Origin of the sequence: Variovorax sp. UMC13 (assembly GCF_014170375.1) — a bacterium.
Lineage (GTDB): Bacteria > Pseudomonadota > Gammaproteobacteria > Burkholderiales > Burkholderiaceae_C > Variovorax.
Map to the genome: position 1 here is coordinate 170,406 of NZ_LZZW01000032.1, position 18,373 is coordinate 188,778.

Genomic DNA, 18,373 nt, shown 5'->3' on the forward strand with positions numbered 1-18,373 from the left:
TTTTTGATGAAGTTTTCGTGACAAACGACAGTCGCCGCGCGCCGGTTGCGTCTATGTATCCGTACGCAACTGCGACATGAAGGACTTCCATCATGGGTCGGCTTCGACCGTGCGCCGTGCGGCTTCACCTTCCTGCGCGGTGCCCTGACCGGCATCGCGTCGCATCCATTTTGAAGATCGAGTTGGACCCATGCATGAACTGAACGAGAACAGGCCGCCGATGCGCTGGACAGCGGTGTGCCTGGCCGTGCTGAGCCTGGCCGTGCCCCTGGCCGCCGGTGCCCAGGCCGCGGACGCACCCGCGGCCGCAGCCGCCGCACAGCCCGCGGCCGAACAAGCGCAGCGCAAGGTCGACGTCGTCGAGTACATCGTGCGCGGCAACACCGCGCTCGACGTGCGCGACATCGAGCAGGCCGTGACTCCCTTCCTCGGGCCCGAGCGCACGATGAAGGACATCGAGGGCGCGCGCGATGCGCTGCTGGCCGTCTACCAGGCCAAGGGCTTCCAGTCGGTCTACGTCGACCTGCCCGAGCAGCAGGTGACCGAGGGCATCGTGTTCCTGCAGGTCAACGAGACCCGCGTGGGCCGCGTGCGCGTGATCGGCTCCGAGTACACCTCGCCGGTCGACGTGCGCGAGCAGGTGCCCGCGCTGCGCGAAGGCCAGGTGCCCGACTTCAACCTGGCCCAGACCCAGCTCACCGCGCTCAACCGCGGCGGCAAGCGCCAGGTGATGCCGCTGGTCAAGCAGGGCGCGCTGCCCGGCACCATGGACGTCGACCTCAAGGTCGACGACGAGAGCCCGTGGCGCGCCAGCCTGGGCCTCAACAACGACTACAGCGCCGACACGCGCAAGCTGCGCGGCACCGCCTCGATCGGCCACGACAACCTCTGGCAGATGGGCCACAGCGCCTCGATCAGCTTCTTCGGCGCGCCGCAGGACCTGAACCAGACGCAGGTGATCTCGGGCTCGTACAGCGCCCCGATCCCCGGCACCGCCTGGGCGCTCGAAGCCTCGGCCTACAAGTCCGACAGCTCGGTCGCCACCGTGGGCGGCACCAACGTGCTGGGCAAGGGCCATTCGATCGGCTTCAAGGCCACCTACACCGTGCCCAACGCCGGCGACTGGTGGCACACGCTGAGCGTGGGCATCGACTTCAAGGACAACAAGGAAGCGCTGATGCTGGGCAAGACCGGCGACACCGTGCCGCTCAAGTACGCGCCCATCACGCTCGGCTACAACGGCTTCCTGCAGGCCGAGCGCAGCCAGGTCGGCCTGGGCCTGTCGCTGGTGGCCGGCACGCGCAGTTCCTTCGGCTACGGCAGCGACTGGCAGGCCTTCGACTACAAGCGCTACAAGTCCTCGCCCAGCTTCATGGTGCTCAAGGGCGACGTGAACGGCAGCTACACGCTGGCCGGCGATTCGCAGATCGGCTTCCGCCTCTCGGGCCAGCTCAGCGATTCGCCGCTGGTCTCGAGCGAGCAGATCGCGGCCGGCGGCATGAACTCGGTGCGCGGCTACCTGTCGGCCGAGAGCACCGGCGACATCGGCCTGGTCGGCTCGCTCGAGTGGCGCACCAAGCCGCTGGACTGGCTCGGCCCGATGGTCGAGAACTGGCGCCTCTACACCTTCGCCGATGCGGGCCGGCTGCGCCTGAAGAGCCCGCTGGCCGAACAGCAGGACGGCTTCACGCTGGCCTCGGTCGGCTTCGGCACCACCTTCCGCATCGCCGAGCGCCTCAACGGCCGCGTCGACGTGGGCTATCCGCTCAAGAAGGGTGCGCGCACCGAGAAGCACGACACCCGCATCAATTTCAGCCTGACGGCCAATTACTGACCGTCGGCACGACCCCTCGATCTTTCATCGTCATTCCTACGAGCTTCCGGAGAACTCTGTCATGCGACGCACACTATTTGTTCTGCTCACCTTGTTGAGCACGCTCCTGCCGGGCCTGGCGCACGCCTGGTGGCAGCCCGACTGGGCCTACCGCAAGCCCCTCACCGTCGACGGCGGCCCGCAGGCCGGCGCGATCGGCGGCGACGCCGGCCGCACCCCGGTGCTGGTGCGCCTGCACACCGGCAACTTCAGCTTCCAGGGCGTGAACGAGACCGGCGCCGACCTGCGCTTCGTCGCCGGCGACGACAAGACGGTGCTCAACCACCAGATCGAACAGTTCGACCCGCTGCTGGGCATGGCGCTGATCTGGGTCGACGTGCCCGCGGTCGGCGCGGGTGCGCCGCAGAAGCTGTGGATGTACTACGGCAACCCCAAGGCCCCGGCCTCGGGCAACGGCCAGCGCACCTATGACCCCGACTACACGCTGGTCTACCACTTCGCCGAAGCCAACGTGCCGCCGCGCGACACCACCGCCTACGGCAACCATGGCCAGAGCGCCGTGGTCAGCCTCGACGGCACCGTGATCGGCAAGGGCGCACAGCTCGGCCGCGACGCGCTGATGCTGCCGGCCTCGCCTTCGCTGGCACAGAAGGCCGGCGCAGCCTTCACCTTCTCGGCCTGGATCAAGCCCGAGCAGCTCGGTGCCCAGCAGGTGGTCTATGCCCGCCGCGACGGCGCCAACGAACTCGTGATCGGCGTCGACCAGGGCGTGCCCTTCGTGCGCATCAACGGCCAGCGCAGCGCGCCTGGCCAGCCGATCCAGGCCGGCCAGTGGGCCTACCTGGCATTGAAGTCCGACGGCCAGAACGCCACCCTGTTCGTGGGCGGCCGTCCGACCGTCTCGCTCGCCGCCGCGATGCCGGCACTCGCCAGCGCCGCCTCGATCGGCGCCGATGCGGCCGCCGCCGGCACGCCCGCCGGCCAGGCCGCCGTGCCGGCACTGGCCGCCTTCACCGGCGCGATCGACGAAGTGCGCCTGTCGAAGGTCGCACGCCCCGACGCCCTGCTGCTGGCCGATGCCGTGTCGCAAGGCGCCGAATCGCGTCTCGCCGTCTTCGGTGCCGACGAGCAGCAGGCCGGCAAGAGCCACTTCGGCTTCATCCTGGCCGCGATGCCGCTGGACGCCTGGATCGTGGTCGCGCTGCTGGGCCTGATGATGGTGCTGTCGTGGGCCATCATGATCGGCAAGGGCCGCAGCTACGGTGCCGCCTCGCGCGCCAACGCCGCCTTCATCGGCCTGTTCCGCGAAACCGCCGGTGCCCCGCTGGACCGCCTGGCCGTGAGCAATTCCGTGTCCGAGCAGGTCAAGGCCGACTCGTCGCTGTGGCGCCTGTACGAAGTGGCGGTCGACGAGATGCGCCGCCGCCATGACCGCGGCTACGACCTCAACTCCGTGTCGGCCTCCACCATCGGCGCGATCCGCGCCGCGATGGACGGCGTGATGGTGCGCGAGAACGAGCGCATGTCCAAGCGCATGAACTGGCTCTCGACCACCATCGAAGGCGCACCCTACGTCGGCCTGTTCGGCACCGTGATCGGGATCATGCTGGTGTTCGTCGTGGCGGCCATGGCCGGTGCGGTGGACATCAACTCGGTGGCCCCCGGCATGGCCGCGGCGCTGCTGTGTACCGCCGCCGGCCTGGGCGTCGCGATCCCCGCGCTGTTCGGCTACAACTGGCTCGCCTCGCGCTCCGACGCCATCGGCGCCGACATGGCGGTGTTCGTCGACGAGTTCGTCACGCGCCTGGCCGAAGAGCAGGGCGAAGGCCGCTCGCTGCCGCAGGCCGCCCCGGCGCGCAGCGCACGCCGCGCCGGCATCGACGCCGACGCCGGCTGGACTTCCGCTCCTGGCCACGTGGCTGCCTGAGGCCGAGAGAAGACCATGGCCAACCCTGCCAAGTTCGGCACCAAGAAGCGCTCCGGCGGCATCAACATCACGCCCTTCGTGGACGTGCTGCTGGTGGTGCTGGTGATCTTCATCCTCACCAGCAACGCCAGCATCCCCGGCATCAAGGTCGACCTGCCGAAGGCCAGTTCCTCGATCGCGCTCGAGAAGCCCAAGACCAAGGCCATCACGGTCGATAACGCGGGCCAGCTGTTCCTCGACGCCTACCCGGTCTCGCTGGCCGAGCTCGAGGAGCGCCTGCGCACCGAGAAGGCCCTGTCGCCGGACTTCCCGGTCATCGTGCGCGGCGACGCCGCGGTGCAGTACGCCAAGGTGGTCGAAGTGCTCGACCTGCTGCGCCGCATCGAGCTCAACCAGGTCGGCCTGGTGACCGGCAAGCCGAGCTGAGGACGTGCCCGTGAACCTAGCCCATCCAACCAGCCCGCGGCGGCCGGCGTCGAAGGACGCGGCCGGCCTGTGGCGTCGCTGGGGCGGTGTCGTCATCGGTGCGGTGGTGCTGGCGCTGCTGGCGGCGCTGGTCTGGTACCTGCTGTCCGACACGGCCAGCCAGAAGCGCCAGGTGGCCGACGCGCCGATGCTGATGCTGCCGCCGCCCCCTCCGCCGCCGCCCGAGCCCGAGAAGCTGCCCGAGCCCGAACCCGAGAAGGTCAAGCCCGACGTGGTCGAGCCCGAGCCGACGCCGATCGACAACAAGGAGCCGCCCAAGGACGACGCGCCGCCCAGCCCCTCGCAGGACGTGGGCGACCCGGTGACCATCGACGGCGCGGCGCAGGCCGGCACCGACGCCTTCGGCATCGCGGCCGGACGTGGCGGCGGCATGACCGGCGGCGGTGGCGGCGGCGGCCTGGGCAGCGGCTCCTACGGGCGCTATGTGGCCAATGCGCTGCAGCAGGCCCTGGCGCGCGACCCGCGCACCCGGCAGCTGAGCTTCGACGACATCCAGATCGACCTGTGGCTCGACGCGGCCGGCAAGACCACGCGCGTGCAGCTGGTGAAAAGCACCGGCAACCCGCAGTCCGACGAGGCCGTGCTCGCCATGGCCCGCGAGATGACCCGCATCGACGAGAGCCCGCCGGCTTCCGCGCGCTTCCCGATGCGCGTGTCCATGAAGGGGCGCCGGCCTTGACCGAGGCGCGCGGCATCCCGTCCATTCCATCCAATTTCCTGAGCAATCCGATGAACCAATCCAAGACTCTCCGACGCAGCGCGCAGTCGCTGGCGGCGGCCTCCGCCCTCGCGCTGCTGGGCGCGATGGGCTCCGCAGCCCATGCGCAGACCGCCGCCGCACCGGCGGGCGACAGCGCCATGGTGCGCCTGGTCCGCGGCCTGATGCAAAGCGGCACGCTGAGCAAGGACGTGGGCGAGGCGCTGCTGGCGCAGGCCCAGACCGAAGCCATGGCCGCGCAGCAGTTGCAGCGCCAGGCCGCGGCCGCCGCACCGGCCGCCACCGCCGGCGGCGGCCTGCGCGTCGAACCGGGCGACGTGCGCGTGCCCTACATCTCGCAGACCGTGCGCGACCAGATCCGCGACGAGGTCAAGGGCCAGGTCATGGCGCAGGCCAAGTCCGAAGGCTGGGCCGCGCCCAACGAGACGCCGGAGTGGAGCAAGCGCATCCGCGTCGAAGGCGACGTGCGCGTGCGCAACGAATCGCGCAGCTACTCGGGCGGCAACTCCAACATCGAGATCAACTGGCCGGCCTTCAACGAAGGCAACGGCTTCGACGTCAACAACAACACCAACCTCGCGCTGCCCTCGCTGCTCAACACGCGCCAGGACCGCCGCAACCAGTTCCGCGCCCGCGCCCGCCTGGGCATCTTCGCGGACATCAGCGACCAGACCAAGGCCGGCATCCGCCTGGCTTCGGGCAGCGACGGCAGCCCGGTGTCGACCACCCAGACGCTGGGCGGCGGCCTGTCCAAGAAGAACGTCTGGCTCGACCAGATGTGGCTGTCGTACCAGCCGACCGAATGGCTCACCTTCACCGGCGGGCGCTTCGGCAACCCCTTCGTCTCGACCGAAACGCTGTTCTCCAGCGACCTGAACTTCGACGGCATCGCCGCGCAGTTCGACAAGACGCTGGCCAACAAGGACATCTCGGTCTTCGGCACGCTGGGCCTGATCCCGCTCGAGTACTCGTCGGACAGCTTCCCCAGCCGCCAGCAGGACAAGATGGCCAGCGAGAACAAGTGGCTGCTGGGCGCACAGGCCGGCGCGCGCTGGAAGCTCGACAGCGTCAACAGCCTGCGCGGCGCGATCGCCTACTACGACTTCAAGAACACCGAAGGCAAGGTCTCGACGCCGTGCGCGCTGTATGCGGGCGCCGACAGCTGCAGCACCGACTGGGCACGTCCGGCCTTCATGCAGAAGGGCAACACGCTGATGCTGCTGCGCGACATCGCGCTCAACCCGCTGGACCCGGGCAACACGCCGCAGCCGCAGTACGTGGGCCTGGCCTCGAAGTTCCAGCTGGTCGACCTGAACTTCCGCTGGGACACGCGCGTCGCGGGCAACGCGCTGCGCCTGGACGCCAACTTCATCCGCAACATGGCCTACGACAAGTCGGAGATGTTCGCGCGCGCACGCGGCGGCATCATCAACAACTTCGGCGGCTCGGGCGCCACCACCGAGGCGGACTTCCAGAGCGGCGGCAACGCCTACAGCCTGCAGGCCACCTACGGCAAGCCCACGCCCGCGGCCCGCGGCGACTGGAACGTGCTGGCCGGCTACAAGCGCATCGAACCCGACGCGCTGCCCGACGGCTTCAACGACTCGACCTTCCACCAGGGCGGCACCAACGCCAAGGGCTACTTCCTCGGCGCTTCGTACGCGATCGACAAGAACGCCTGGTTCACCGGCCGCTGGTCGGCGACCAAGCAGGTCTTCGGCGCGCCGCTGGCGATCGACACGCTGCAGCTCGAATTCAATGCACGGTTCTAAGGAGCGGCGTGTGAACACCCCATCGAATCGATCGCTCGCACGCTGGCGGCCGCTGGCCTGCAGCCTGGCCGCCGCGCTGGCCTGCGGTGCCGCACTGGCCCAGACGACGCCCGCGCAGGGCATGGAAGAGCGGCTGCGCGCGCAGCTGCGCATCACCACCTCGCAACTGCAGCAGGCGCAGAACGAGCTGGCGCAGCTCAAGTCCGGTGCCGCCCCCGCGGCGCCGGTGGCCGCGGCACCGGCGGGCGAAGTCGCCGAACTGAAGAAGGCCCTGGCCCGCGCCGAGGCGCAGCTCGGCGCCGAACGCCAGGGCCGCGCGCAGGCCACCGAAGGCAGCCAGCAGGTCAAGGCCCAGGCCCAGGCCGCGACCGAGCGCGCCACCGCGCAGGTCGCGCAGTTCCGCAATGCCTACGACGAGCTGCTGAAGATGGCGCGCGCCTCGGAGGCCGAGCGCCAGCGCCTGGCCGCCGAGACGCACCTGCAGCGCACCGCGGTCACGCAGTGCGAGGCCAAGAACACGCAGCTCTACGCCGTGGGCCAGGAGATCCTGCGCGCCTACGAGACCGTGGACCTGGGCAGCGTGCTCGCGTCGCGCCAGCCCTTCGCCGCGCAGAGCCGGGTGAAGTACGAGCAGATCGCGCAGCAGTACGGCGACAAGCTCTACGAAGGCCGCTTCGACGCGCGCAGCGTGAGCGCACCGGCCGCGCCCGCCGCGGCGCAGTGAAGCGACGCACCATGGTCCGCCGCCTGATCGACGTGCCGGCACCGACCCTGCTGCTGCTGGGCCGCGAATGCTTCGTCATGCTGCTGGGAAGCCGCGACGAACACCGCGGCCTGCAGCAGGAAGGCGCGGCCATGCCGGTGGCGAGCGACGCGCGGCGGTCCCTGGTGTGGGTTGACAACGCAGTGAAAGAGATGAACCGAATGAAGAAGCAATTTGCAGTCCGCATGCCCTCGCTGCGTGCCGCGGCCGGCGTGCTGTTGGCCTCGTGCCTCGGCGCGGCGACGGCGCAGACCCCGCCCCAGGCCTCGCCCGCGAACCCCGTGGTGGCCAGCCTGGGCGCGGTGACGGTCGGCCGGGCCGACGTCGAGCGCCTGCTCCAGGGCCTGCCCGAAGCCGAGCGCGCCGCGCTCAAGGACAACCGCGGCGCGCTCGACAACTGGCTGCGCCAGCGGCTCGCCAGCGAAGCGCTGCTGCGCGAGGCCCGCGCCAAGGGCTGGGCCGAGCGGTCCGAGGTCAAGGCGCGCATCGATGCCGCGGTCGACGAGATCACGCAGCGCATCGTGGCCACCAGCTACCTCGAATCGCTGGCCCAGCTGCCCGCAGGCTTCCCCTCGGACGCCGAGGTGAACACCGCCTACGAACAGGGCAAGGCAGGCTTCGCGCTGCCCGCGGTCTACCGCGTGGCGCAGATCTACCTGGCGGCCCCGGCCGGCGATGCGGCCGCGCAGGCCAAGGTGCGCGAAGAGGCCCGCAAGCTCGCCACGCAGGCGCGCAGCGGCGATTTCGCGAGCCTGGCGCGCAGCCGCTCCGACGACAAGCGCAGCGCCGAGCGCGGCGGCGAGGTCGGCGCCTTGCCGCTGGCCCAACTGCTGCCCGAGGTGCGCACGGTGGTCGGCAAGCTCAAGGTGGGCGAGGTCAGCGAGGCCGTGGCCTCCGACGCCGGCTTCCACATCGTCAAGCTGCTCGAGACCCAGCCGGCGCGCGTCGCCACGCTGCAGGAAATGAAGCCGCAGCTGCAGGCCGCGCTGCGCCAGCAACGCCAGCAGCAGCTGGTGCAGGCGCACATGGCGGGCCTCGCGCCGGCCGGCAGCGTGACCATCGACGCAGCGGCCCTCGACGCGGCGCTGCGCCAGACCCCTTGATTCCACACCCTCTTCCTCACCTCTTCCGGAGACCCTTTCCATGACCGAAAAATCGACCCCCACCACCGCCGCGCCCGCGCTGCTGCAGAGCCTCAATGCCGCCGTCGTGACCGACGCCATCCAGGCCGCAGGCTGTGCCGTCACCGCCGTCGAACAGGACGGCGTGGTGCGCCTGCACAGCGCCAGCCACGGCATCGGCTTCCAGGTGCTGTGGGGCAACCCCATCGCCGCCGGCGAGTACGCCGACCTCACGCTGAGCTGCCCGCTGCGCGTGCAGGGCGGCACGCTGCCCGAGGGCGTGCTCTCGTCGTGGCACCGCAGCAAGCGCTTCGCGCGCGTGGCGCAGCACGGCGACTTCGTGGTGCTGGAGATGGACGTGGTGGCCGCCGGCGGCGTGGCCCCGGCCCACCTGGCGCTGTCGCTCAACCTGTGGACGCAGATGATGGGCCAGTTCTTCCTGCACCTGCGCAACTACAAGGCGGCTTCGGAAGCCGAAGGCGCGGCCCAGGCCGATGCGCCGGCCGCCGTGGAAGCCGCCGTCGAGGCGTGAGCCCCATGCGCCTCGCTGCCGGCGTGGCCGGGCCCCTGGCCGACGCGCCCTCGCTGCACGACACCAGCGGACCCGACTCGCCCGCCAAACGGGCGCTGCGGGCCGCCACGCAGCAGGCCCAGCGCGCCCAGCGCGCCGAGGCCGCGCGGCTGCGCCAGCGCGCGGCGCTGCTCGAACTCATGGTCCAGACCATGGCCGAACTGCACATCTCGATGGCCGAACTCAACGAGGCGCGGCGCCACTGGCGGGGGTAGGGGCCTATAGCGCGACGGTGCGTCGGCTCGTGCGCTGCGCCCGCTGCTCGACCAGCTGCTGGATCAGCGGTCCGAGCTCCTCCGCGAGCGGCACATGGTCGGGGCTGTCGTTGAGCAGCCCCGAGGTGGGCATGCCGGGTTCCTGTGCATCGCTGGGGCTCTGGACGATGCTGAGGCCGCCGGCGCCCTTGATGGCGATCAGGCCGTCGGTGCCGTCGTTGCCGCTGCCGCTCAGCAGCACGCCGATGACCTCCCGGCCGAAGACCCGGGCCGCGCTCTTGAACAGGCGGTCGGCCGCCGGGCGTTGGAGCCGGACCTTCGGCCCGTCGTCCAGTTCCAGCTGGCCGGCCGCGTCGAACACCAGGTGGTGGTCCGGCGGCGCCAGGTAGAGATGGCCGCGTCGCAGGGTCTCGCCGGCGTCGGCATAGGAGACATCCAGCGGCGTCGCCTTCATCAAGGCCGCGGCCAGGGATTTGGGATGGCGTTCGTCGGGGTGCAGCACCACGACGACCGCGGCAGGGAAATTGCTGGGCAGGGCAGCAACCAGGCGCTTCAGCACATCGAGTGCACCTGTGGCTCCACCGATGACGATCACGTCCATGGCAGCTCCTGTGACCAGGACCGCCGGCCTGCCGGGAGGGCAGGCGCATGACGCGAAATGCGTCTCGGCCTGGAATGTGAAGGCGAAGTTACATCGATGCACGCCCATCCCTTGTAGGGCGATGCCTACCTTCGCTGCCCCGGTGTGCGCGACTTTCGGGGCCTTCGTCACGCGCCGGTCAAATTGCGCGGGCAGCATGCGCTGCGACACGAGCCGTGCCTTTTCGCGGCGTTCCTCCCGCACCGCATGACCTCCCCCCGCCCATGGCAACCCCGGCTCCGCTCGCCTGCGCGCTCGCATTGGCGATCGGCATGAGCCTGGCGCTGGCCGGGCCGGCCGCCGCGCCGCGGCCGGAATCCACGCAGGCGCGTGGGGCGGACCTGGCCTTCGACCTGCCGGCCCAGCCGCTGGCGGAGGCGCTCGAAGCCTTCGGCGCGATGACGGGCTGGTCGGGCTTCTACCAGGCCGACAAGGTGGCGGGCCGGCGTGCACCGGCCCTGGCCGGCCGCTACCCGCCCGAGGCCGCGCTGCGCCTGCTGCTCGAGGGCTCGGGCCTGGCGGTGCACTTCACCGCGCCCGGGGCCTTCGTGCTCGAGCCGGGCGGCGAGGCGGCCCGGGCCCCGAGCGTCGCGGCGGCCGTCCCGCGCGATCCGGTCTACGACGGCCTGCTGCAGTCCCGCGTGCGCGAGATCTTCTGCCGCGACGCGCGCACCATGCCCGACGGCTGGCGCGTGGCGCTGAGCTTCCAGGTCGACGGCGAGGGCCGCATCGCGCGCCCGATGCTGCTCGACAGCACCGGCGATGCCACGCGCGACGGCGCCATCCTGCAGGCCCTGCGCGAGGTGCGCGTGGGCCGTGCGCCGCCGGCGGGCCAATCGGCCGAGCCCTTCGTCATGCTGATCGTGCCGCGCGCCCTGGCGGCCGCGCGCGACTGCGAGGCCCTATGAGCGAGAAGACCGGGCTGGGCGCGCTGCGCGACTTCATGCTGGGCCGCTACGAGGAGCTCAAGCGCCGGCTGACGCTGCAGCTGGGCAGCGCCGCCCTGGCCGGCGACGCGCTGCAGGACACCTGGCTGCGCCTCGAGGGCGGCGCCGAATCGGCCGCGCCCGTGCAGCACCCGCTGAGCTACCTGATGCGCATGGCCACCAACGCCGCGCTCGACCGGCTGCGCGCCGAGGGCCGCTTCCTGGGCGGGACCGAGGTGGAGCAGATCTTCGACAGCCTGAGCGACCCCGCGCCCGGCCCCGCGCAGACCGCCGAGGCGCGCTCCGAGGCGCAGCGCCTGGCGGCCGTGCTCGACGAGATGCCGCCGCGGCGCCGCCGCATCCTGATCCTTATCCGGGTCGACGAGATGCCGCGCCAGGAAGTGGCGCGGCGCCTGGGCGTGTCGGTGAGCCTGGTCGACCGCGAACTGCGCCGCGCCCACGAGCATGTGACGGAGCGCATGCAATGAGCCTGGGCCGAGGGTGTGCAGTTTTGGCGCGCGAGAACCGTCTTGTGTTCGTGCGCCCCGTGTTCTCCGTTTCACCCGTTGCCAGCCATGCCCGCGGAGCCGTCGATGCGCGCGCCTGAACTTGAGGCGCAAGCCCAGGCCTGGGTGCGCAAGCTGGCTTCGGGCGCGGCCCGGCCGCGCGACGCGCGCGCGCTGAAGCGCTGGTGCGAGACCAGCGAGGCGCACGCCCAGGCCTTCCGCACCGCCCACGGCCAGTGGCGCGCGCTGCGCCCCGCGGCGGTGCTGGCCGGCCAGCACGACCCCGAGCTGGCCCGCCTGCGCGCGGCCGATGCATTCCCCATGCCCACGCCCGTGCTGTCGCGCCGCCGCATGCTGGGCGGCGCCATGGCGATGGCCGTCACCGGCCTCGGCGTGGCGCTGGTCAAGCCGCCGCTCGACCTCTGGCCTTCGGTGGAGGCGTTGCGCGCCGACATCCGCACCGGCGTGGGCGAGCAGCGGCGCCTCGCGCTGGGCCCGTCGGTCACGGTCGACCTCAACACCCGCAGCAGCCTCGCGCTGCGCGCCGCCGACGGACCGTCCGCGGGCATCGAGCTGATCGACGGCGAGGTGTCGGTCGATGCGGCGCGTGCCGCCCATCCCTTCACCGTGACCGCCGCCCAGGGCCAGGCCTGGACCACCGACGGACGCTTCGAGGTCCGCTGGCGCACCGACGGCATCTGCGTGACCTGCCTCGAAGGCCGCGTGCAGGTGGCCGCCGGCGGGCGCGAGGCCACGCTCGGGCCCTCGCAGCAGCTCAGCTACGACAGCCATGCGCTGGGCACGCCACGGCAGATCGATGCGGCATCGCTGTCGCCCTGGCGCGAGGGCGTGCTGAGCTTCCGCCACACCGCGCTGACCGAGGTGGTGGCCGAGATCAACCGCTACCGCCCGGGCCGCGTGCTGCTGCTGGCGCGCGCGCTTGGCGACCAGCCGGTCAGCGGGCGCTTCGTGATCGCCGACCTGGACCGGGCGCTGGTGCAGATCCAGCGGCTGTTCCGGTTGGAGCGCACGGCGCTGCCCGGCGGGATCGTGCTGCTGGGCTAGGGCCCGAGCAGCGTGATCGCCAGCCCCACGGCCGCGCAGGCCCCGAGCAGCGGCAGCACGCCCACCTTGAAGCGGAACAGCGCGACGGCCGAGGCCACGGCGATCGCGGCCGAGACGATGTCGAAGGGCCCGCCGAAGCCCTGGGGCCACAGCACATGGTGGGCGAAGAACAGCGCCAGGTTCAGGATCACGCCCACCACCGCCGCCGTGATGGCCGACAGCGGCGCCGTGAAGCCCAGCCTGCCGTGCGTGGCCTCGATGGCCGGTCCGCCGGCCAGGATGAAGACGAAGGACGGCAGGAAGGTGAAGAAGGTCACGACGCTGGCGGCCAGCGCGCCGGCCAGGAACAGCGCGTCCGGCCCCAGCACCTGCTGGAGCCAGCCGCCGACGAAGCCCACGAAGGCCACCACCATGATCAGCGGGCCCGGCGTGGTCTCGCCCAGGGCCAGCCCGTCGATCATCTGGGCGCCGGAGAGCCAGTGGTGCTGCTCGACCGCCCCCTGGTACACATAGGGCAGCACCGCATAGGCGCCGCCGAAGGTCAGCAGCGCCGCCTTGCTGAAGAACCAGCCCATCTGCGTGAGTGTGCCCTGCACGCCCTGGACCGCGACCAACATGCCCATGGCCAGCAGCCAGAGGCCGGCGCCCACGCCCAGCACCTTGGCCAGCCGCGCGCGCGAGAAACGCGCATGGGGTGGTGTCGGCGTGTCGTCGTCGATCCATGCCGGGCCGTAGTGCGCGGACGCACGGCCGTGGCCGCCGCCGGGCGAGAACACCGCGGGTGCCCAACGCGCGCCCAGGTGGCCGATCGCACCGGCCGCCAGCACGATCGCGGGGAAGGGCGTGTCGAAGGCGAAGATCGCGACGAAGGCGGCCGCGGCGATGCCCCACATCCAGCGGTTCTTCAAGGCGCGGCTGCCGATGCGGTGGGCCGCGTGCAGCACCAGCGCGGTGACGGCCGGCTTGATGCCGTAGAAGATGCCGGCCACCGCCGGCACGTTGCCGAAGCGCAGGTAGACCCACGACAGCGCGATCAGGATGCACAGCGAGGGCAGCACGAACAGCACGCCGGCGACGATGCCGCCGCGGGTCCTGTGCATCAGCCAGCCGATGTAGGTGGCCAGCTGCTGGGCCTCGGGGCCGGGCAGCAGCATGCAGAAATTCAGCGCGTGGAGGAAGCGCTGCTCGCTGATCCAGCGCCGGCGCTCGACCAGCTCGGTGTGCATGATCGCGATCTGCCCGGCGGGCCCGCCGAAGCCGATGAAGCCCAGCTTGAGCCAGAAGCGCAGGGCTTCTGCGAAAGTGACGGGAGGGGGCGCGGCAGGCGAGGGCGGCGCAGGGGGCGAGGCAGTGTCCACGGAGGGCTCCGAAGGGGTCTCCAGCGCTTGGACGGGACACCGTCTTGTTTCAGGCCGGGAGGCTGTTTTCCCGGCGACGGCATCCTAGCAGCCGGGTGTGACTAGAACGCGTGCCGCAGGCCGACGCTGTAGACGTTCTGGTCGTAGCCCGCCGCGCCGAGCCCGTAGAAGCGCTGGCTTGCCGAACCCTTGTTCTGCATCCGCACCAGGTTGGCGATCAGCGCGGTGCGCTTCGACAGGAAGTATTCGGCCCCCAGGCGCACGAAGGCGCTGTCGTCGGGCGTGCCCTTCTGGTCGCGTGCCACGTAGTCGAGCGTGAGGTTCAGCGCCAGCTTCGGCGGCGTCCAGACCAGCCCGATGTCGTAGGCCGCGGCCTTCGGCGTGCCGATGGCCGCGTCGGGCGTGCTGGTGGCGTAGCCGCCGTGCAGGCGCCAGCTGCCCGTGGCGCCGGGCTGGAACAGGTAGCTCGCGCCGGCCGTCGCCAGCTTCGTCGCGCGGCCCTGCGCGTCGTGCTGGACGCGCCAGGTCGCGCCCGCCTCGAAGGGGCCGCCGGCCGCGTAGTTGGCGGCGATCTCCGAGGTGTGGCCGGCCGTGCCTTCGCCCAGTGCGTAGAGCCCGCGCAGCGTCACGCCACCCCAGCTCGGCGACACGTACTTCACCGAGTTCGGGAGCGTTTCGCTGATGCCGCCGAACTCGCTGAACTGGAAGGCGGAATAGCCGGCGAAGACGAAGTAGCGCCCGAGGATGTCGTCCTCGAGGTCCCAGTGGCGGCCCAGCGTCAGCGTGCCGAAGCCGCCCCGCAGGCCCACGTAGCTGCTGCGGTTGAAGAAGGCCGTGGCGTTGGACGGGTTGCCGGTGTCGAGCGAATAGCCCATCTCGAGGTTGAACACCGCGGAGAGCCCGCCGCCCAGGTCCTCGCTGCCGATGAAGCCCAGGCGCGAGGCCGTGACCTTGCTGTTCTCCAGCCGGTCGGTGCTGCCGAGGCTCGTGCCTTCGCGCACGTTGGTGACGTGGACCAGCTCGGTGGCGGCGATGCCGTACAGCGTGACCGACGACGCGCCGCCGGGCGGCAGGCCGCGCGAGGACTGGGCCTGGACCGACAAGGCCAGCAGCAGGAGCGCCGCGGCGCAGGGGAGCCTGTGGAAGAGGTTCATGGTGTGGGTTCGTGAATGAAGAAGAAAAATTGGGGACGTGCGCATCCGCACGGCCCGTGCGGGCCGCGAGAAAGGAACGGGGGGAAAGCTAGGCCTGCAGCGCCGCGGCCGCCATGCGCATGGCCGCTGCGACCGGCGCGATCACGGGCACTGCGAAGCGGCCGGCGATGCGTTCGGCACTCTCGGCCAGCGGGCCGCCGCCGATCACCACCGCCTGCGCGCCGTCCTGCTGGATCGCGAGCGCGACCGCGTCGGCCAGGTACGCGTCCTGCAAGGCCGGGTCGGCCGCCAGGGCCAGCGGATCGCCGGGCGGAATCCGGCAGCCGGTGAAGCAGGGGGCGAGCCCGAGCCGCTCGACCGCCGCGGTGATCGCCGGGCCCAGCTCGGGGGTGGTCGTCGCGATGCCGAAGCGGCGCCCGCCCATCGCGCCTTCGCGCATCGAAGCCTCGCCGATGCCGAAGACCGGAATCGACACGCTGGCTCGGAGCGCCTCCAGCCCGGGATCGCCATAGGCCGCGACCACGATCGCGCCGACCTCGGCCGCGCGCCGCCTGCCGATCGCGAGCACCTCTTCCACCGAGATGGCCAGTTCCTCGACGGTGGTGATCATCTTCGCGCCGCGCGCGGCGGTCTCGCTCTCGAGCGTGAAGGCCGGGGGCAGGGCACGGCGCGCGATGGCATGCATCATCGCGGTCGTCTCGCGCGAGGTGTTCGGGTTGATCAGCAGAACGATGGGTTTCATGGCGGACGGTCCGGCGCGCGGCGCGGCACTCAGTGGGAGGAAACGGGTCGGGTCGCTGCGACGGGCACCGGTGCATCGGCCTCGTCGTCGCCGCTGCCCTCGATGGATTTTCCGAAGGTCTCGGGCGCGAACTGCACCGCGATCGCGAAGATCCCGTACATCACGGCGATCATCCCGAACATGCCGGCCACGCCATGGAGGTCGAACATCTTCCCCGCCGCCAGCTGCGACAGCGCGCCGCCCACCGTGCCCAGCGCCAGCAGGAAGGACACACCCAGGCCGCGCATGCGCGTGGGGTAGAGCTCGGGTGCGTAGATCCAGATGGAGGTGTTGAGCGTGAGCACGCAGAACTGGAACAGCGCACCGAAGACCAGCACGTAGGCCACGCTGCCGGTCAGGTTGCCGAAGGCCAGGCCCGCGAGGCAGGCCGCGACGGCGCCGAAGGTCAGCACCCGCTTGCGCGGCAGGTTGTAGCCCAGAACGGATGCTGCGATGGCGCCCAGCAGGCTGCCGCTCTGCATCACGATGGTGAAGGCGAAGCTCTTGGTGATCGAGTAGCCCTGCGCCACCAGGATGGTGGGCATCAGCGTGAGCACCGACAGTTGGGCGCCGAAGGTCATCCACGAGGCGATGCCGACGGCGATGGTGCGGCGCGCATAGACGCCGCTGAAGATGTCGCCGATGCGCGTGGCCCGGCGCTGCGGCGCGGTCGATTCGGCATCGGCTGTGATGTATTCACGGAAGGGGTAGCTGCCGTTGGCGAGCTGGCCCGCGGCCAGCATCGACAGCACCTGGTTGGCCTCCTTCACCTTGCCCTGCGACAGCAGGAAGCGCGGTGTCTCCGGAATGAAGCGCCGGTAGAACACGATGAAGACCGCCGGCAGCACCAGGCAGCCGAACAGCCAGCGCCAGGCGTTGTCGCCCGGGAAGATCGCGAACACGCCGAGCGCGAAGGCCGGCGCCAGCATGTTGCCCAGGCCGCCGCCGCCGACGTTGATCAGCCCCACCGCCGTGCCCCGGAAGCGGGCCGAGCAGAACTCCGCCAGCATGGTGACCGCGGTCGTGATCTCGCCGCCCAGGCCCAGCCCCACGATGAAGCGTCCGATGGACAGCACGGTGTAGTTCGGTGCGGTCGCGCAGAGGATGGCGCCGAAGGTGAACAGCGCCAGGTTCACGTTGAGCATGAAGCGCCGCCCCTTGAGGTCGGCGAAGTAGCCCGAGCCCAGCCGGCCCATCGCGGCCGCGATGAAGGTGATGGTGTTGAGGAAGCCGATGTCGGTGGCGCTCAAGCCCCACTGCTGGCGCAGCAGCGGGCCCACCAGACCGACCGCGTTCTGCTCGAACACGTCGAACAGCACGCCACAGACCACCAGGAAGATGATGCTCTTGTGCGACCGCGTCACGCCCATGCCGTCCAGTGCCGTTTCGAGTTGGCGCATCTGGGCGGTTTGTGGTGCGGACGAAGAGACGATTGCTTCTCCAGCCATGAAAACTCCTCGGTACCTTGCGTTGTGAAGAGGCGGTCCTGCGCGGAACGCCCAGCCTTGGTGCCTTCACCAAGTCATCCGAAGGTGAAATGCAGATTTCGTGCCAGAGTTTCAATGAAAAATGGTTTTCATGAAAACGCGTATAAACCCGCGGCCAGCGGCATCGGCGTGCCGACGATCAGGAAGCGGAGGGGCGGGGCGCGGTTTCGGCGCGCAGTTCGGCGAAGCGCTCGTGCGCAGCCTCGACGCCCGACAGGCGCTTGCGGCCCGCCGTGCCCGCCTGTTCCATCACGCGCGTGGCCAGCAGGTCGCACAGCAGCATCAGCGCCACGTGGTTGTCGAGCGGCCCCGGGGCAGCCGAGTGGCAACGGATCACCCATTGCGCGTTCACGTGGGTGCGCGAGAGCTGGTCGGTGACGTACAGCACCTTGGCGCCGGCCGCCGTGGCGCTGCTCGCGAACTGGGCCGCGACCGCCGGGCTGCGCCGCAGCGCGAACACGATCAGCAGGTCCTTGTCGCCCATGTCCATCGCGTACTCGCCCAGGGTTTCACCCGCGCCGGGAATGACCTGGGTGCGCGGCAGCAGCTGCGCGAGCTGCCAGCGCAGGTAGCTGGCGAAGCTGCGGTTGCTGCGGTAGCCGAGGAACCACACGCTGCGTGCCTTGGCGATGGCCTGGGCGATCTCGTCCACCGTGGACTCGGCGATGTGGCCGAAGGTGGCGGCGATGTTCTGCTGCGCGAGCCGGATGTGGGCCTCGATCGAGCCCTCGGGCGCACCCGGCCGCGGCGCATCGAGGAACAGCGGCGAGCCTTCCGAGCGCTCTTCCCGCGCATGGCGCCGCGCGCTCTCGTAGCTGTCGTAGCCCAGGCGCCGGATGAAGCGCGTCATGGTCGCGTTCGACACCTTCACCAGCGCGGCCAGCTCCGAGGCGTTGTAGCTCGCGAGGTCGCCGGGGAAGTCCAGGATGAACTCGCCCAGCCGCCGTTCGCTGGGTGGCAGCGCGTCCAGCATGTGGCGGCACATGCTGGACGCGCTGCCACCCAGCGAACGGCGGCTGGGCGAGTTCATCCTGGACTTCCCCGGCGAC

The 18,373-nt window shown here is 70.8% G+C and carries 18 protein-coding genes; 12 read left to right on the forward strand and 6 right to left on the reverse strand.

The annotated features are described in order from the left end of the window. Positions 1–190: 190 nt before the first annotated feature. The 9 genes from A9977_RS28090 to A9977_RS28130 all read left to right on the forward strand — a co-directional run bounded on the left by A9977_RS28090 (position 191) and on the right by A9977_RS28130 (position 9,407). Entirely contained in the window at positions 191–1,834 is a 1,644-nt protein-coding gene (locus tag A9977_RS28090; RefSeq protein WP_183028100.1) for a ShlB/FhaC/HecB family hemolysin secretion/activation protein, read from the forward strand. A gap of 61 nt (positions 1,835–1,895) precedes the next feature. Further along, positions 1,896–3,761 (forward strand): DUF2341 domain-containing protein, encoded by a 1,866-nt coding sequence (locus A9977_RS28095; protein ID WP_183028101.1) that lies wholly within the window; start codon positions 1,896–1,898, stop codon positions 3,759–3,761. Between the two features lie 15 nt (positions 3,762–3,776). Then, positions 3,777–4,187, forward strand: a complete 411-nt coding sequence (locus A9977_RS28100) for a biopolymer transporter ExbD (RefSeq protein ID WP_183028102.1) — start codon at positions 3,777–3,779, stop codon at positions 4,185–4,187. A gap of 10 nt (positions 4,188–4,197) precedes the next feature. Beyond that, the gene (locus A9977_RS28105) at positions 4,198–4,926 is read left to right on the forward strand and encodes a TonB family protein (RefSeq protein ID WP_310936210.1); all 729 of its coding nucleotides are present in this window, start codon (positions 4,198–4,200) and stop codon (positions 4,924–4,926) included. A 50-nt stretch (positions 4,927–4,976) separates the two neighbouring features. Next, complete coding sequence (locus A9977_RS28110; protein ID WP_183028103.1) at positions 4,977–6,737, forward strand: putative porin; 1,761 nt, start codon at positions 4,977–4,979, stop codon at positions 6,735–6,737. Between the two features lie 10 nt (positions 6,738–6,747). Further along, positions 6,748–7,461 (forward strand): hypothetical protein, encoded by a 714-nt coding sequence (locus tag A9977_RS28115; protein WP_310936211.1) that lies wholly within the window; start codon positions 6,748–6,750, stop codon positions 7,459–7,461. Between the two features lie 11 nt (positions 7,462–7,472). Further along, a complete protein-coding gene (locus tag A9977_RS28120; RefSeq protein WP_259652184.1) occupies positions 7,473–8,603 on the forward strand; it encodes a peptidylprolyl isomerase in 1,131 nt (376 codons plus the stop codon). A 40-nt stretch (positions 8,604–8,643) separates the two neighbouring features. Beyond that, the gene (locus A9977_RS28125) at positions 8,644–9,153 is read left to right on the forward strand and encodes a YbjN domain-containing protein (RefSeq protein ID WP_183028105.1); all 510 of its coding nucleotides are present in this window, start codon (positions 8,644–8,646) and stop codon (positions 9,151–9,153) included. 5 nt (positions 9,154–9,158) lie between these two features. Continuing rightward, positions 9,159–9,407: a hypothetical protein gene (locus A9977_RS28130; protein WP_183028106.1), complete on the forward strand. Its 249-nt coding sequence runs from the start codon at positions 9,159–9,161 to the stop codon at positions 9,405–9,407. Between the two features lie 4 nt (positions 9,408–9,411). On the opposite strand, the gene A9977_RS28135 is transcribed toward A9977_RS28130, so the two are convergent. After that, on the reverse strand, positions 9,412–10,008 hold the full coding sequence (locus A9977_RS28135) for a chemotaxis protein CheB (protein WP_183028107.1): 597 nt from the start codon (positions 10,006–10,008) through the stop codon (positions 9,412–9,414). A 263-nt stretch (positions 10,009–10,271) separates the two neighbouring features. On the opposite strand from A9977_RS28135, the gene A9977_RS28140 reads away from it, so the two are divergent. The 3 genes from A9977_RS28140 (at position 10,272) to A9977_RS28150 (ending at position 12,544) form a co-directional block, all read left to right on the forward strand. Further along, positions 10,272–10,955 carry a secretin and TonB N-terminal domain-containing protein gene (locus tag A9977_RS28140; protein WP_183028108.1) on the forward strand — a complete coding sequence of 228 codons (684 nt, stop codon included), beginning with the start codon at positions 10,272–10,274 and terminating at the stop codon, positions 10,953–10,955. Beyond that, positions 10,952–11,461 carry an RNA polymerase sigma factor gene (locus tag A9977_RS28145; protein WP_183028109.1) on the forward strand — a complete coding sequence of 170 codons (510 nt, stop codon included), beginning with the start codon at positions 10,952–10,954 and terminating at the stop codon, positions 11,459–11,461. The genes A9977_RS28140 and A9977_RS28145 overlap by 4 nt, the downstream gene beginning before the upstream one ends. A gap of 105 nt (positions 11,462–11,566) precedes the next feature. After that, on the forward strand, positions 11,567–12,544 hold the full coding sequence (locus A9977_RS28150) for a FecR domain-containing protein (RefSeq protein WP_183028110.1): 978 nt from the start codon (positions 11,567–11,569) through the stop codon (positions 12,542–12,544). Here the strand turns inward: A9977_RS28150 and chrA are convergent. The 5 genes from chrA to A9977_RS28175 all read right to left on the reverse strand — a co-directional run bounded on the left by chrA (position 12,541) and on the right by A9977_RS28175 (position 18,354). Then, on the reverse strand, positions 12,541–13,902 hold the full coding sequence (gene chrA, locus A9977_RS28155) for a chromate efflux transporter (protein WP_183028111.1): 1,362 nt from the start codon (positions 13,900–13,902) through the stop codon (positions 12,541–12,543). The genes A9977_RS28150 and chrA overlap by 4 nt on opposite strands. A gap of 101 nt (positions 13,903–14,003) precedes the next feature. Then, positions 14,004–15,056 (reverse strand): porin, encoded by a 1,053-nt coding sequence (locus A9977_RS28160; RefSeq protein ID WP_183028112.1) that lies wholly within the window; start codon positions 15,054–15,056, stop codon positions 14,004–14,006. An 88-nt stretch (positions 15,057–15,144) separates the two neighbouring features. Continuing rightward, complete coding sequence (locus tag A9977_RS28165; RefSeq protein WP_183028113.1) at positions 15,145–15,798, reverse strand: aspartate/glutamate racemase family protein; 654 nt, start codon at positions 15,796–15,798, stop codon at positions 15,145–15,147. A gap of 29 nt (positions 15,799–15,827) precedes the next feature. Further along, positions 15,828–17,285: an MFS transporter gene (locus A9977_RS28170; RefSeq protein WP_183028114.1), complete on the reverse strand. Its 1,458-nt coding sequence runs from the start codon at positions 17,283–17,285 to the stop codon at positions 15,828–15,830. Positions 17,286–17,463: 178 nt separating this feature from the next. Continuing rightward, on the reverse strand, positions 17,464–18,354 hold the full coding sequence (locus A9977_RS28175) for a MurR/RpiR family transcriptional regulator (protein ID WP_259652191.1): 891 nt from the start codon (positions 18,352–18,354) through the stop codon (positions 17,464–17,466). Between the last annotated feature and the right edge of the window lie 19 nt (positions 18,355–18,373).